The organism is Dissulfurimicrobium hydrothermale, assembly GCF_022026155.1.
Lineage (GTDB): Bacteria > Desulfobacterota > Dissulfuribacteria > Dissulfuribacterales > Sh68 > Dissulfurimicrobium > Dissulfurimicrobium hydrothermale.
This window is the reverse complement of the sequence record NZ_CP085041.1, coordinates 1,464,698-1,479,099: the sequence shown is the minus strand read 5'-3', so window position 1 is coordinate 1,479,099 and position 14,402 is coordinate 1,464,698. Positions and strand designations below refer to the sequence as shown.

General features: G+C 49.3%; 12 protein-coding genes and 1 pseudogene. 8 read left to right on the top strand and 5 right to left on the bottom strand.

All coding sequences use genetic code 11. The features are described from left to right. Positions 1–282: 282 nt before the first annotated feature. The 3 genes from LGS26_RS07120 to LGS26_RS07110 are packed head-to-tail and all read right to left on the bottom strand — an operon-like array spanning position 283 to position 2,532. Positions 283–2,046 (bottom strand): ARMT1-like domain-containing protein, encoded by a 1,764-nt coding sequence (locus LGS26_RS07120; RefSeq protein ID WP_237888196.1) that lies wholly within the window; start codon positions 2,044–2,046, stop codon positions 283–285. 11 nt (positions 2,047–2,057) lie between these two features. Then, positions 2,058–2,249 carry a hypothetical protein gene (locus LGS26_RS07115; RefSeq protein WP_237888195.1) on the bottom strand — a complete coding sequence of 64 codons (192 nt, stop codon included), beginning with the start codon at positions 2,247–2,249 and terminating at the stop codon, positions 2,058–2,060. A gap of 16 nt (positions 2,250–2,265) precedes the next feature. After that, the gene (locus tag LGS26_RS07110; protein WP_237888194.1) at positions 2,266–2,532 is read right to left on the bottom strand and encodes an FtsB family cell division protein; all 267 of its coding nucleotides are present in this window, start codon (positions 2,530–2,532) and stop codon (positions 2,266–2,268) included. A gap of 267 nt (positions 2,533–2,799) precedes the next feature. Here LGS26_RS07110 and LGS26_RS07105 point away from each other — a divergent pair, with 267 nt between their 5' ends. From LGS26_RS07105 to LGS26_RS07095, 3 genes are read left to right on the top strand one after another with little or no spacing between them, the layout of a single operon-like run. After that, on the top strand, positions 2,800–5,904 hold the full coding sequence (locus LGS26_RS07105; protein WP_237888193.1) for a ChaN family lipoprotein: 3,105 nt from the start codon (positions 2,800–2,802) through the stop codon (positions 5,902–5,904). Continuing rightward, positions 5,901–6,836, top strand: coding sequence for a cation diffusion facilitator family transporter (locus LGS26_RS07100; protein WP_237888192.1), 936 nt, complete (start codon positions 5,901–5,903; stop codon positions 6,834–6,836). The genes LGS26_RS07105 and LGS26_RS07100 overlap by 4 nt, the downstream gene beginning before the upstream one ends. Positions 6,837–6,885: 49 nt before the next feature. Then, complete coding sequence (locus LGS26_RS07095; protein WP_237888191.1) at positions 6,886–7,071, top strand: hypothetical protein; 186 nt, start codon at positions 6,886–6,888, stop codon at positions 7,069–7,071. A 20-nt stretch (positions 7,072–7,091) separates the two neighbouring features. Here the strand turns inward: LGS26_RS07095 and LGS26_RS07090 are convergent, their stop codons facing one another. Then, complete coding sequence (locus LGS26_RS07090) at positions 7,092–7,730, bottom strand: YchE family NAAT transporter (RefSeq protein ID WP_237888190.1); 639 nt, start codon at positions 7,728–7,730, stop codon at positions 7,092–7,094. Beyond that, on the bottom strand, positions 7,708–8,718 hold the full coding sequence (locus LGS26_RS07085; RefSeq protein WP_237888189.1) for a glycoside hydrolase family 3 N-terminal domain-containing protein: 1,011 nt from the start codon (positions 8,716–8,718) through the stop codon (positions 7,708–7,710). Before LGS26_RS07085 ends, LGS26_RS07090 begins: the two co-directional genes overlap by 23 nt. A gap of 88 nt (positions 8,719–8,806) precedes the next feature. Between LGS26_RS07085 and LGS26_RS07080 the strand changes: the two genes are divergently transcribed. The 5 genes and pseudogenes from LGS26_RS07080 (at position 8,807) to LGS26_RS07060 (ending at position 14,389) form a co-directional block, all read left to right on the top strand. Next, the gene (locus LGS26_RS07080) at positions 8,807–9,280 is read left to right on the top strand and encodes a TolC family protein (RefSeq protein ID WP_237888188.1); all 474 of its coding nucleotides are present in this window, start codon (positions 8,807–8,809) and stop codon (positions 9,278–9,280) included. A 12-nt stretch (positions 9,281–9,292) separates the two neighbouring features. Beyond that, positions 9,293–9,475, top strand: coding sequence for a hypothetical protein (locus LGS26_RS07075; RefSeq protein ID WP_237888187.1), 183 nt, complete (start codon positions 9,293–9,295; stop codon positions 9,473–9,475). Between the two features lie 69 nt (positions 9,476–9,544). Beyond that, positions 9,545–10,252: a TolC family protein gene (locus LGS26_RS07070; protein WP_237888186.1), complete on the top strand. Its 708-nt coding sequence runs from the start codon at positions 9,545–9,547 to the stop codon at positions 10,250–10,252. Beyond that, positions 10,249–11,316 carry an efflux RND transporter periplasmic adaptor subunit gene (locus tag LGS26_RS07065; protein ID WP_237888185.1) on the top strand — a complete coding sequence of 356 codons (1,068 nt, stop codon included), beginning with the start codon at positions 10,249–10,251 and terminating at the stop codon, positions 11,314–11,316. The genes LGS26_RS07070 and LGS26_RS07065 overlap by 4 nt, the downstream gene beginning before the upstream one ends. Then, positions 11,309–14,389, top strand: a pseudogene (locus tag LGS26_RS07060) (efflux RND transporter permease subunit). The gene LGS26_RS07065 and the pseudogene LGS26_RS07060 overlap by 8 nt, the downstream one beginning before the upstream one ends. Positions 14,390–14,402: the final 13 nt, after the last annotated feature.

The window sequence follows — 14,402 nt, the reverse complement described above, 5'->3', positions numbered from 1 at the left end:
TTGTCATCGAATGTCCTTTGTATGTTTCGCGTCGGCGCCTTCAGTCCTATCTGTTTTGACAATTTTTTAACGTTCTCCCTTTAATATTATTTCTTGATTTATGTGATGATCTCGTAAAAAGTCATTTTATATGAGATGGCTAAGCAAAAATCGTGAATGCAAGCGTGCAGATCCTGAGGAATGAGGCTACCTCCTGTACGCCGCAGTGACAAAGAATACAGCGCAACACGGCAGTCGGCGGCTTTTTGCGATGCCATCAAATTTCGATCGGATACGATCAATCTAATACGCAAAATCATCCCCCAGCACCCTGTCATAAAGTTTTCCGACGCCATATTCCTTTCTCCTTAAAAATTTGTCCCAGCTCGGTCCTATAATTTGCATCTCGGGGTGACTTTTTTGGACATCCAGTGCAATTTGCATCTCCTTTGTGCAGCCAGTGCTGTAGGTGGCATCTTTGCCGACCCATTCAGGCGGGACCTTTCTTTTCATCAACTCGAAGGCCTTTTCAATGTCTTCCACTGTTTGAAAGCGCCAAATATCGATCAAACCACTGCGCTGTACGATCTCCCACATATACATGAGGTCATCTGCATCCATTCCTGGTTCAAAATGTTCGGCAGGGTTTATGACCAGCACATTTTCCTGCTTTTTTCTCAAATAGTTTACAAATACCCTCAGTATTTCCTTGGCAGTTTCCATCTGATGCGGGATGCTTCCTACTATGGCGCTGTAGAACACAATGGTCTTGCCACGCTGCTTTTGGGTACGCATGTGATAAATAAGGGTGTCGGCCTTGGTCCTGAGATCTGTTTCTGAAAAACGCACGGCTAATTTGTGCCTGGGTTTTTCTATTAACGTGACAGCCCCATCGCCGTCTGCATAAATGGCCAAGATATCCCTTGTAAATTGAAACGGGCCTTGCAATATGCAGTGGGCGTCGGTTTTACTCCTTAAAACTATTGCATCCACCTCTTTGAACACCCTTGAAAATGTTATTGACACCAAGAGCGGATTAAAACGTTCCTGAGTACCGTCATGAATTATAAAAAGCATTGTGTCGCTTTGGAGCTTGCCAAGGAGGTCCTTTTTTGAAATAGCGGGACTGGTTATGATCTCGGCCTTGCCTATAGCCTCTTGGATAAACGGGTCTTCAAGCATGTCAGCTATAGTGACCGCATTATAATAAAACGCCTTTTTGACGGCTATAATGACCTTTATGCCCAGACTTATAAGGATACGGATCATGGCGAGGTCCAGTATAAGTTCGCCGGAATGAACACCCATCCATAAGACATAACGCCGTTGACCAGATGACAGCCAGCCTTTAATGGTATCTACAAGCCATTGCCAACCCGTCCCTGCCGGTTTATACCTCATCATAGAAAGGAGTCCATCTTTTTTCAGAGCCGATGGCGCGCCATTTGCCCAGAGTTCGGAATGGCTCGAAAGTGAAATAAGGCGTTTTAGCTGCAACAAACGGATATCTACAGCCAATTTGTCAAGCGAGGCAAGGCTCGATGCCTCTATACCCGCAGGATCATTGAGCGCTTCATGGAAGGCTTCTGATCTCAAGATAGCCGCCATGCGGCTGTTTTGGGCCTCTTTCATCTTGGAAAGCGGACGGTCTATCTCGCTTACCCTTGTAAATATCTGAAGCAGTCTCTTTTCCAATCTTGAAGGTAAAAGGACATATGAAGCAGTCTCGTGTCTGAATTTTATCTTTAGAAGGCTCAAGAGGAAGTCTCTTCTATATGGAGATTCTATGACAGATGTCACGAGTGGCTCAAGGCGTTCCCAGACCTTCAAATATTCAAGGGCCAATGTCTCAGCCCCTTTTTTATCTACTATCTTTTCGAAGAGCTCCTGGGTACATGGATAATAATAAGGCTGCTTGTCAAGGAATACGACAAATTTAAGTTGCTCAGGGGATGCGACCTTGTGGGGAAATGCCTCATAGGCCAGGTGATTTTCGGTAAAAAAATTTGCGATCCATGCGTCTCTCTCGGGATTTTCTCCATCTGCCAGATATCTAAATCTTTCCATTTGAGATTATTCTATGCCTTGATAATTCCCCCCATTTGTTTATATAGCCTTTTGGTCAATATGCTGTCAGCAGCCTCGCAAAGGTCAAAAATAGTTTCTATCAGGTCAAGCATCTCGGCCTGACCGTCTGGGGTCCGGCATTCAAAATCCTCTTCCCACTGCCCGCTTGTAAGATATTGCATAAACTCTGTTATTGTCTTCACATTTAGCATAGTCGATCTAGTTTTTATCCCTTTTTTTATCTATAAACTCATATACTATCTCACCGTTTTTGACGAATCCGAGCCTTTTCCTTATAACTTGTTCCTGATAATTAGGATCTATCTTGAGGCGCTTGATATCTTCTTCCATCTCTGCATTGAGCTTCGCCTTGTTTATATTTTCTGCCGCAAGCTGCGAACGCCTATTTTTTATTTTTTCGAGCCTCCATACTCCAAATGGCCCAAATACTGACCAGATAATAAGAAAAAATAAGGAGGGTAGCATTATAACCCAAAAAAACCACGCCGAATCGCGTTTTCTGTTTTTGCCATTGCTGTTTCGTATCGGTTTCAAGGCATAACCTTATGCTGCATATTTAATCGTGTTTAATTTGTCTAAAAAACCGGTTATCTTAGTTTGAGTACATGGTCGTCAATGGTTTATCTATAATAAAAACGACATGTGCGTCAATGGGTTATTGCAAATATTTTTTCGTCCTGCCGGACGGGGGGTTATACACTTATCTGAGGATATAAGTTAGAAGTGGGAGTTATGAGATACAATCTGTTTCTGTCGTCTATCTTTTTTGCGGTATTTCTTTTTTGTGCCGGGAGGGTAGAGGTTGTTTTTGCGAAGGCCATGGTCATAACGGATGAATCAAGATCTATGGACATAACGGTGAGGTTTGATCCGGCAAGACACAAAATCTTTGGAGAGGCTATAACGAGGCTGAAACCCTTGACGGAGGCTGTATTCCGCAAGAAAGGGTTTGATCTCAAGGAGATCAAGATCAATGGGAAGGTGGTGACCCCTAAACCTGAATCTGATAGTTGGTTTTTTAAGATATCCGCCCCCCAAAAAGGGGCCGATGTTGTCATCCGTTTTGAAAGGAACATCCAACCGGATCCAACAGATCGTACTGATGTGACTGATGTGATGAAACGATCTGACTTTGTGGCACTGCTGGATAACTGGTGCCCTATCTTTGAAGGGCTTGCCTATTATAGATTGAGTGCCACGATACCAAAAGGGCTTGTTGCCGTCTCCGAGGCGGACGATATAGAAGAAAAAGGGACGACGGATAATAGGGGTGATAAGAAATATGTGACCTATGTTTTTGATTTTCCTCATCCCAGAGACGATGTATCCCTTGTCATAGGCCAGTATCAGATAAGTAAGTTGGACTGCGGCAGTATAGGGCTGTACGCCTATCTTTTTCCAGAAGACAGTGGACTTGCCAGTACCTACCTGAAAAAGGCGAGAGACTATATTAAGTTCTATGAGGGGTTGATAGGGCCGTATCCATTCAAACGTTTTGCAGTTGTGGAAAACATGGCCCCGACTGGGCTTGGTTTTGCCACCTATACCCTTCTCGGCCAGCAGGTCATCAGGCTGCCGTTTATAGTCGACACCTCTTTTGGACACGAGATACTCCACTCATGGTTTGGAAACTCCATTTATGTGGACTATGGACAGGGCAACTGGTGCGAGGGACTTACCACCTATCTTGCCGATTACCTTTACAAGGAAAGGAAAGGGGAGGGAAAGGCCGCAAGGCATGACATGTTGATCAATTACCAGAGCTATGTACATAAAGATAATACCCTGCCCATTCATGACTTCGCCTCGCAGTTTGACAAGGCCGCAAAGGCCGTAGGCTATGACAAGTGCGCCTTTGTCTTCCATATGCTTAGGCATGAGATAGGAAATGAGGCATTTTATAAAGCCATAAAAAAGCTGGTTTCTGACTATAGTTTCAAGGTGGTGTCATGGAATGACCTTGAACATATCTTCAGCCAGGTATCGGGGAAGGACCTTTCATATTTTTTTAGCGAGTGGCTTGGTAGATCCGATGTGCCTATACTTTCCATTACAATGGACCCATCTGCGACAGGAATCATCATAGAGCAACATACTGAAATTCCATATGTGCTGGACGTTCCGATGCTTGTCGAGACGGCCTCAGGGGCGAAGACCTTGTGGAAAAAGATCGACGCCAAAAAAAATATCATCAATTTGGGGCCGTTGGATCAGGTGTTAAGTGTAACTCTTGATCCAAATTACGATATTTTCAGGCAACTTTCTTCAGAAGAATTCCCTACAGTGCTTTCCCGGCTCTTCGGTGCCGAAAAGAGGTATTTTGTAATGCCTCAAAGTGAGGTTGAAAGACGCCTATATGCCGGGTTTGTAAGATTTTTAAGACACATTGGTTTTTCAGAACTGGAAATGGGTTCAACAGTAAGCCATGACGGGCTTAAAGATGGTTCTTTTATAGCACTGGGGGATCAGGCCGCCGCGGACTGCGGCGTCAAGCCACTTCAGGGAGATATAAAAAACGGGGTGTCCGTGGATGTCAGATCAAACCCGTTTAATTCGAAAGAGGTTGCGGTTGTTATAAATGCCTCGTCGGAAAAAGAGCTGGTCGCCGTCCAGATGAAGCTCCTTCATTGCGGCAGATACAGTTTTTTGAGATTTGAAAACGGAACGGTAGTAGATAAGGGTCAAAAGACCACAAGGGACGGGATAGGACTGGAGGTTATGCCTGAGGTGTCTGGGATCGCATCAAAAGACATCTCAAGCCTCGATGATATACTCGACAAGGTGGCATCAAAGCGGGTGATCTTTTTCGGGGAACGCCACGACAACTTTGGCCATCATCTTGCCGAACTTCAGGTGATCAAAGGCCTTTGCAGACGAGGCAGAAAGATAGCAGTAGGTATGGAGATGTTTCAGCGCCCGTTCCAGGTATTTATAGACCGGTATCTTAAAGGTGAGATAGATGAGAGGCAGTTTTTGACAAAGACTGAATATTACAAACGATGGGGTTACGATTACCATCTCTACAGGCCGATAATAGAATTTTGTAAGGCCCATAGCATCCCCATTGTGGCGCTGAATCTCAGGTCCGAGATATCACGCAAGGTGGCAAGAGACGGCCTCTCCTCACTGACCACAGATGAAAAAAAGGAGATCCCTAAAGACATTGATCTCTCCAATGCCGCATACAGGAACTTGTTAAGAAATGTCTTTGACAATCACCCTGAAGGCGTTGCAGAAGATTTCGAAAGGTTCTTTGAGGCCCAGGTCCTTTGGGACGAGGCCATGGCCAAAGGCATCTATGAATATCTTGATAACAATCCAAAACGGCAGATGGTGGTGCTTGCCGGTGCCGGTCATGTGGCCTTTGGCTATGGTATTCCATCGCGTCTTTCCAGACGAGGTGATGACAGTCAGGCCATAATCATAGCAGGCGGACGCGAAAATATCGAAAGGGGCATGGCAGACTATTTTCTCTTTCCATCCGATGTCCCCGCCCCCTTTTCCGCCAAGCTGGGTGTATTGCTTGATGATAAAGGCGGAAGGCTGATAATAAAAGAGGTGATGCCAGGCAGCGTGGCGCAATCCAGCGGGCTTCGCGCTGGTGACGTGATCCTGGCCTTTGATGGCAGACCGCTGAAGACTGTCGAAGATCTCAAGCTGGATCTCCTTTTTAAGGATGAGGGTTCTAAGGCGTCGATACGCATACTTAGGAAAGGAAAGACATTGAAGGATGAGATTATAGAAGTTGGGCCGTTTGAATCCCAAAATCCAGCTATGCAAGATATTCATCGCCGTATTTCCACTGGAAAAGACAGGCGTGGGGCAATGGGGCGATGAGATCGGTAAAGGTCGCTATAACTGCAAATTTTTTGGTCACCTGTCTCAAATTCATAGTGGCCTTTTCAAGTGGGAGCGCCTCAATGTTAGCCGAGGCTGTCCATTCCCTCGCCGATACGCTCAACCAGGGATTCATATGGGTCGGGATCATAAGGAGCAAGATCGGACCATCTAAGGAATTTCCATTTGGGAGGGGGCAAGAGCGTTATGTATGGGGGCTTATCTCCGCGTGCGGAATATTTTTCGTTGGTGCCGGCGTTACGATATATCACGGCATAGTGGCCCTGGTATATCCCCGTGAACCACTGATAACCAACTGGACGCTTGCAGTGCTGGCGGTCTCCTTCATCGCTGAAGGAAGTTCGCTCGTGGTTGCAATTATTGATAAAAAAGATTGTGATACCGCAAATCTGGCGGTCCTTCTCGAGGACAGCGCCGCTGTATTCGGCCTATTTCTGGCAGCGGTCGCTGTATTGTTGACCAGGTTTACAGGACATATCTATTGGGACGCCGTCGGTTCCATTATAGTTGGTGTCGTGCTGGCGGCTATTGCTGTGATCCTGATCTTTACAAACCTTGAGTATCTAATAGAAAAGGCCTCGCCGGAGGAACTCCATAATGAAGTGCGTGAATACTTAAAAGATATGCCCCTTGTAGAAGATATCAAGGATATAAGGATGATAGTTTTAACCCCTGACACCCACAGGATCAGGGCCGAGGTGGAACTCAATGGATATCTCCTCATAAAAGAAATGAGTGAGAGCCTCAAGGAGGATTATGAACAGATCGAGAATTTTACTGATTTTCTTCAATTTTGTGCGGCATTTGCAAATCGCATAACCAGAACAGTCGGAGCCAAGATCGACGAGATGGAGGATGCCCTTAAGAAAAAGGCCCCCTATCTAAAGAATGTTGATATAAAACCGTCTTGATCTTTTTGGTAGGATTTCTGATCGCAAGACAAAAAAGGAGGTGTACGAAATGGGCTCAGACACCATCCAGCCCCATGGAGAAAAGATGCGCAAGGCCGTTAAATGGATGTCAGAGATGATCAATGAACACCCTGATAAGGACAGGCGGGAGATCATCCTGGAGGCTGAGTTGCGGTTTGATCTTTCTCCAAGCGAGTGTGAGTTTCTGAACAAAAAATTTATATGCGCAGAGTAGGTTAGGTAAAAGGTGAGATCCTAACCGAGCCCTGGCAGCAGCTGTTTCAGGCCGTTTGCGATAAACTCTACACCTATTGCTGCCATGACAAGGCCCATTATTCGTGTAAATATGTTGATGCCGGTCTTGCCTAGGAGGCCGGCCACCATGGAGGCGGAGCGTAGGCACAGCCATGTAATGCCTGCAACTATGAAAATAATTGTCAAAAGTATCAAATAGTGGAGAGCAGAGCTATTACGATTGGCGTAAAGTATGACAGTGCTTATGGCGCCGGGTCCGGCAAGGAGCGGTATCCCCAAAGGAACTATGGCGACCGAGTCTTTGTCGGCCACATCCCTTGCTTCCTCTTCGGTATGCCTTATAGGACTTATATGCGCGTGCATCATATCTATCGCCATAAGAAGAATCAGTATCCCACCTCCAACTCTGAAGGACGAGATCGAGATGCCGAAGAAATGCAATATAGCCTCGCCTGCAATCAATGAAACAGACAAGACCAGAACTATGGTAAGGGAGGCCATTACGGCGGTCCTGTGTCGGTCATCTGATGCCTGGCTGTTTGTGAGATTGATAAATATCGGAACTGCGCCTATCGGATTGACGATTGAGAGCAGTCCCACAAAAAACTTCATATATTCAAACCATCTGTCTATCGACATGCGGCACCGTTGCGATCTTATTTCTCAATGTATCCAAACGCTCAAGGCTCTCATCCAGCCGTTCCGCACTTATAATGCCTCTAGACAGTGCCTTATCAAGAAAGGCTACGGCCATTTTCACCTTTTCTGCCTCATGACATATGAGAAGAAGGTCATGACCGGCAAGGAATGCCTTGAGAGCTGCGCTCCCGATAGACAAATGTCCGGTTGCACCCTTCATCTCGAGGTCGTCCGTGATTAGCGTTCCATTAAATCTGAACTCACCTCTTAGAAGTCTATCGGCTACATATGTAGAATATGTTGCCGGCTCATCCGGGTCAAGGGCGGTGAATGTCACATGGGATGTCATGATCGCTGCTACTCCTGCATCTATCGCCATCCTGAATGGGAGCAGTTCCCGAAATAAGACATCTTCTGTGGCAGAGATCACCGGTCTTTCAATGTGTGGATCTTCCGTAACCCTGCCGATCCCTGGGAAGTGTTTGGCGCAGGCGCATATACCAAGGGCCTGAATCGTGTTGATATACAATACGCCGAGCCTTCCTGTCTCTTCCGGATCCGGGCCGTAGGACCTTTCTGCGAGGACGCCTTTTGTGCCTGGCTGCGCAAGGTCAAGGACAGGAGCGAGATTTATGCCGATTCCAGCGTCTTTAAGCGTTATGGCTACAAGTTTCGCCTGACGTATAACCCCATCAGTTGGGTTGTCTGACCAGGCTACGCTGCTGTTCGACGGCACAACCGGCCAATTCGGCGGTCCAAGCCTCTGGATAGGCCCTCCTTCCTGATCGACGGCTATTATCGGTTGAGGGAGTCCTGCCTCGAGACAGGTCTTCACAAGACTGTCGCAGAGCCCTTTTACCTGGACCTGGTCCTTTATGTTTCTTTTAAATAGGATGAAGTTTCCAATGCCGGTTTCCATGATAAGATTACGGACTGAGGGATCGAGCTCAAGGCCATGGATGCCCATCATTATGAACTGTCCCATCATATGCGGTCTCTGTTTGCAAGGCGGCATTATCTTGTTTTAATTTCCAGGTAATTCTTTTTTAATAGTGTTATATTAAAGGGTATTTTTGATGAGCGAAAGAGATGGATTGAGGATATCTGGCGTTGCCATTATTTTTGTCGCGATAGCTGTTACTGTGTCCGGGTGTGCGGCATTTCATCCAAGGTCCATCTCCCCATCGCAGACACTCCTTGCCTTTGAGTCCCGCACACTGGACAACCAAGGTCTAAGGGAATTTATGGAAAAGGACCTTGGGCGCAAGATAACGCCATGGCCGCCTACCTCATGGAATATCGAAACACTTACCCTTGCCGCCCTCTACTACCACCCAGAAATGAATGTGGCCAGTGCCAGATGGGAGACCGCCAGGGCAAGGGTGATCAGTGCCGGCGCAAGACCGAATCCGGTAGCCGGATTCACACCGGAATATAATACCAAGACTGCCGGAGGGTTATCTCCATGGACCCTCGGATTTAATCTTGATCTACCAATAGAAACAGCGGGCAGACGCAATTATCGCATAGCTATGGCAAAAGACCTATAAGAAGCCGCGCGTATGAATATTGCAACAACGGCGTGGCAGGTCAGGAGCTGTCTGCGAAGGGCGCTTCTCAATTTTTATAAAACAGAGCGGGCTGAAATTGTCTTACAAAGACAATTTGCTGTCCAGAGGGATATCGTCAGGCTGCTTGAACAGCGACTGTCCCTTGGAGAGATATCCCTGACTGATGTGACATAGGCACGAATCTTTCTTACCAAGGTCAGTCTATCCCTAAGTGAAGCGCAAAGGCAGGCCGCTGAGGCACGCGTGCAGCTTGCCGATGCCATAGGTTTACCTGTATCCGCCCTAAATAATGTCCATATATCTTTCGGCTTTATGAAAGAGTTCCCTTCTGCCCGCGACATCCATTTGCAGACCATCCGTCGTCAGGCCTTGCTCAGTCGGCCCGATATCCTGGGCGCACTTTCTGAATACGCCGCCAGCGAGTCGGCTCTGCAGCTTGAAATTGCTAAACAGTACCCCGATATCCACCTCGGCCCAGGCTATACTTTTGACCAGGGAGATAACAAGTGGGCAATTGGGCTTTCCATAACCCTGCCGATTTTAAACAGCAACAAAGGACCGATTGCAGAGGCGAAGGCCAGATATAAAGAGATGTCAGCCAAGTTTATTGCCCTCCAGGCCAAGATTATAGGAGAGATCGACCGGGCGTTTGCAGGATATAAATCTGCCCTCCGAGAGTTGGAGACGGCTGATTCCATGTTATCGGCCAAAAAAGAACAACTTCAATCCATTCAGATGATGTTTGAGGCAGGCGAAACGGACAAGCTTTCCATTTTAAGTATCCAATTAGAATGTTATTCCACGACGCTCTTACGATTAAATGCCTTGGTAAACGTCCAGCAATCCCTTGGTATGCTGGAGGATGCACTCGAACACCCCCTCCAAGCCGATAAGACATCTTTCAATTTCTCTCAAACGGATTTCGGTAAGAGCAGGTTTAAGAAAAGATGAACCCAAACAGAAAATTATTATCGTTTGTCATTGTTGTCCTGATGGGGATTAGTGCCTTTTTGATCTGGATATATCCAACGGCATACAAGCCTCTGGCAAAGAGACGGCAGCATGAGCGACCTGTCAATGCCCCTTCCTGTATATCGATTGAGAACGGAAAGGTCACTGTTGCCGTTGACGCGGCCTCCCGAATAAAAAGCGGGATAGTCGTTGCGCCATTAAAAGTGGATTCGCGTCATGAAGAACTTAAGGCATATGGAAGGGTTATAGAGGTCTCAGGACTTGCCAATCTCTATAATTCTTATGTAGCTCAAAAGGCTATGATGAAAAAGACAGAAGCACACTTCAATGCCTCTTACAGGGAATATGAACGGTTAAGGGCCCTCCATAAAAACGGGAATATCTCTGACAAGGCCCTCGAATCCGCTGAGACGGCATGGCTCTCAAACAAGGCCGATGTGGAGGCTGCAAATGGCACTTTGCATATTATAGAAACAATCATAGCCCAGCAATGGGGACCCGTGATAGCTAAATGGATAGTTGAGGATTCCCCATCTTTCAATCATTTGTTGCAACAACAAGATCTCCTCGTTCAGATCACGTCCTTTGATAAACATCTTGAACATGCACCAGGGACCGCGCTAATCCAAGCCTCTGACGGCAATCTTTTGCCAGCCAGCCTTGTTTCATCGGCCCCGCATGCAAATCCGCTTACGCAAAGGGCTGGGTTTTTCTACATCATCCCCGCAAGAGCGGGCCTATTTCCGGGAATGAATATAACCGCCTGGCTGCCGATAGGTCCTAAAAGGCAGGGGGTCATCGTACCCGATTCTGCAGTTGTCTGGTGGCAGGGAAGGGCATGGGTCTATGTGCAGAACGATGATACGCATTTCGTCCGGCGCGAGATTGTCGTCGACACACCCGTACCCAACGGCTGGTTTGTTGCTAACGGATGGCATGGTGGCGAACGTGTTGTGGTAAAGGGCGCAGCCCTGCTGTTCTCTGAAGAGTTCCAGCCGAAGCCGCAACCAGGCAATCCGGGCGGCGGTGATGACGATGATTAGAGGTATCGTTTGCTTTGCTATCCGTTTCCGCGGCGTCGTCATCTCCCTGGCCATGCTGCTGGCCAGATACGGCTTGTTCGCTCTCAGTCATGCGCGGCTGGATGTGTTCCCGGAATTCGCACCTCCTCAGGTACAGGTTCAGACCGAGGCACCGAGCTTGTCACCCGAACAGGTAGAAGTACTGGTCACCCAGCCGCTGGAGAGCCGGTTGGCCGGCATAGCAGGGATTAAGATCATGCGCTCGAAATCATTTCAAGGGCTTTCTATGATAACCTTGATCTTCGTGTCAGGCACCGATATCTATCGAGCTAGACAGCTTGTAGCAGAGCAGATTGGCGGTGCCGTCAGCGCGCTTCCTCGGGGTGTGAAGGCACCTATTTTGCTGCCGCTGGCTTCCTCTACCAGTGTAGTGTTGAGCGTCGGTCTGACCTCGAACACGTGTTCCCTGATGAAATTGCGCACCCTTGCTGACTGGATCGTCAAGCCGCAACTGCTTTCCGTGAAAGGGGTAGCTGGTATCTCGGTATTCGGCGGTGAGATTAAGCAGTTGCAGATTCAGGTCGACCCGGACAAGCTGGTGCGTTACGGCCTGTCGATCCAGGACGTGGTAAACGCAGCGAAGCGGGCAACGGCGGTGCGTGGTGCTGGTTTTATCGAAAACAACAATCAGCGCATCGTCTTGGAAACCACTGGGCAGCCGATTTCCGCCGTGGCGCTGGGCACGGTGGTGCTGCGCCATCAGGGCGGCATCACCTTACGCATGGCAGACGTGGCGCAGGTGAAGATTGCGCCGGCACCTGCAGTAGGCGCAGCTTCGATCCAAGGCCAACCTGGGGTGATGCTGGTGATCGAGGAACAGTATGGCGCGAATACCATGGCAGTGACCCAGACACTGGAACAACGCCTCGCGCAGCTTAAACCAGCCCTTGCCGCCGAAGGCGTGACCCTGCATCCCGACCTGTTCCGCCCGGCCAACTTCATCGAAACCGCGATTAGCCATCTGCGCACCGCCCTTCTGATCGGTGCCGCGCTGGTGCTGACGGTGCTGTTTTTGTTCCTGTTCAACATACGCGCCGCGGTTATTTCAGCCACAGCGATTCCGCTGGCGTTGCTGACCGCTGTGATCGTGCTCAATCACTTTGGTATCGGCCTCAATACTATGACGTTGGGCGGACTTGCCATCGCTATCGGTGAGGTGGTTGACGACGCCATTGTCGATATGGAGAACATCTTCCGACGCCTGCGCGAAAACCGAATGCTGCCTATCCCATTGGATGCAGCACAAGTGGTATTGAATGCCTCACTCGAGGTACGCGGTGCAGTGATCTAAGCCACCTTTATCGTGGCCCTAGTGTTTGTGCCGGTATTGACGCTGTCCGGCGTAGCTGGCAGACTGTTCGGTCCGCTGGCAATCGCCTATATCGCGGCTATCATGGCTTCACTTGCAGTGGCACTGACGCTTACCCCGGCGCTTGCCTATTCATTGCTTGCCAGCCGGGCGGCCGAGGCGCAAGAACCGCCTTTGAGCAGATGGCTCAATATGCGCTACACGCGCTTGCTCGCCAATATCGACCGTCATACGGGCGCAGCGATTTTGACCGTGATGTTGTTGTGTGGGGCGGTATTCGTTGCGTTGCCATTCATGCAAGGCACATTCCTACCAGCGCTGCACGAGGGCCATTTCATTGTCCACATGAAACTGGCGCCCGGCACGTCGCTGGCCCAGTCACTCGCGCTGGGGCAGCGTGTCACTGCGGCGCTCAGCCGGATCCCTGGGATACGTTCAGTGGCGCAGCGCGTAGGGCGGGCGACCCAGGTATCAGATCCGGCAGGGGCGTTTTCGAGTGAGTTTGAGGTGGACTTGACCCCGCTTTCGGGCGCCGGACAGCAGCACGTATTAAACGCCATCCGTAAGGCCGTTTCATCCTTTGTTGGGGCGAACTTTTCGGTCAACACCTTTCTCACCGAACGCATCCATGAGACGATTGCGGGTTATACAGCACCGGTTGTGGTGGATGTCTATGGCAACGACCTTGATGTACTCGACCGCAAGGCCAAAGAAATCGCCGCTGCGATCCGCAACGTTCCAGGCGCTGGCACAGTACGAGTAGAGGCGCCGGTAGGTATTCCGCAGATGATCATCCGCCTGCGCAATAGCGTCTTGTCACGGCTCGGTATCGCCCCAGTTGATGCCATGAGCGCGGTCGAAGCCGCCTACGCTGGTACTTCGGTAGGCGAGGTGTATGAAGGCAACCGGGCATTTGACGTGACGGTAGTGCTGGCGCCGCACCTACGGCAAAGTCCGGCACAGGTCGGCGAGTTGCCACTAAAGACGCCGGATGGCCAGATGGTGCTGCTCAAAGACGTGGCGGACATTACCCAGACCAATGGCCGCTACCTGATTCTGCACAACGAAGCACAACGCATACAGGTCGTGACGGCAGAGGTAAGAGGGCGCGCCCTGTCAAGTTTTGTCAAGGCCGCGAAGAAACAGATCGCCGCTCATGTTAGATTGCCACGCGGCTTTTACCTGATATTCGCCGGTGATGCGCCTGAACGAGCTAGGGCCCAGCGCGATCTGCTGTTGCATTCGATGCTGGCAGCGGCAGGGGTGACATTGTTGTTGTATATGGCACTGGGCAACGTGCGCTCGGCCCTCTTGGTATTCATCAACCTACCCTTTGCGCTGGCCGGCGGTGTAGTCGTAGCGCTCGCAACAGGCGGCGTGCTGTCTATCGGGTCAGTAGTGGGCTTTGTTACCCTTTTCGGCATCACACTTCGCAATGCCATCATGTTAATCTCACACTACCGTCATTTGGTCGAAGTGGAAGGCATGGCGTGGGACAAAACGACGGCAATCAAGGGTGCTGCAGAGCGTCTGTCGCCGATCTTGATGACTGCGCTAGTCACCGCCCTGGGACTGCTGCCGTTGGCCTTAACCAGCGGCGCGCCAGGCAACGAGATCGAAGGCCCGATGGCCGCAGTCATCCTGGGCGGGTTGATTACCTCCACAGCGCTCAATCTACTCATTCTGCCAACCCTGGCGCTTAGATATGGGAGATTTAAGACCTAAAGAAGGCCTTTTT

Coding starts and splice junctions, on each gene's coding strand:
- LGS26_RS07120 (WP_237888196.1), bottom strand. CDS start 2,046: ATGGAAAGATTTAGATATCTGGCAGATGGAGAAAATCCCGAGAGAGAC.
- LGS26_RS07110 (WP_237888194.1), bottom strand. CDS start 2,532: ATGCTACCCTCCTTATTTTTTCTTATTATCTGGTCAGTATTTGGGCCA.
- LGS26_RS07105 (WP_237888193.1), top strand. CDS start 2,800: ATGAGATACAATCTGTTTCTGTCGTCTATCTTTTTTGCGGTATTTCTT.
- LGS26_RS07100 (WP_237888192.1), top strand. CDS start 5,901: ATGAGATCGGTAAAGGTCGCTATAACTGCAAATTTTTTGGTCACCTGT.
- LGS26_RS07095 (WP_237888191.1), top strand. CDS start 6,886: ATGGGCTCAGACACCATCCAGCCCCATGGAGAAAAGATGCGCAAGGCC.
- LGS26_RS07090 (WP_237888190.1), bottom strand. CDS start 7,730: ATGTCGATAGACAGATGGTTTGAATATATGAAGTTTTTTGTGGGACTG.
- LGS26_RS07085 (WP_237888189.1), bottom strand. CDS start 8,718: ATGATGGGACAGTTCATAATGATGGGCATCCATGGCCTTGAGCTCGAT.
- LGS26_RS07080 (WP_237888188.1), top strand. CDS start 8,807: ATGAGCGAAAGAGATGGATTGAGGATATCTGGCGTTGCCATTATTTTT.
- LGS26_RS07075 (WP_237888187.1), top strand. CDS start 9,293: ATGAATATTGCAACAACGGCGTGGCAGGTCAGGAGCTGTCTGCGAAGG.
- LGS26_RS07065 (WP_237888185.1), top strand. CDS start 10,249: ATGAACCCAAACAGAAAATTATTATCGTTTGTCATTGTTGTCCTGATG.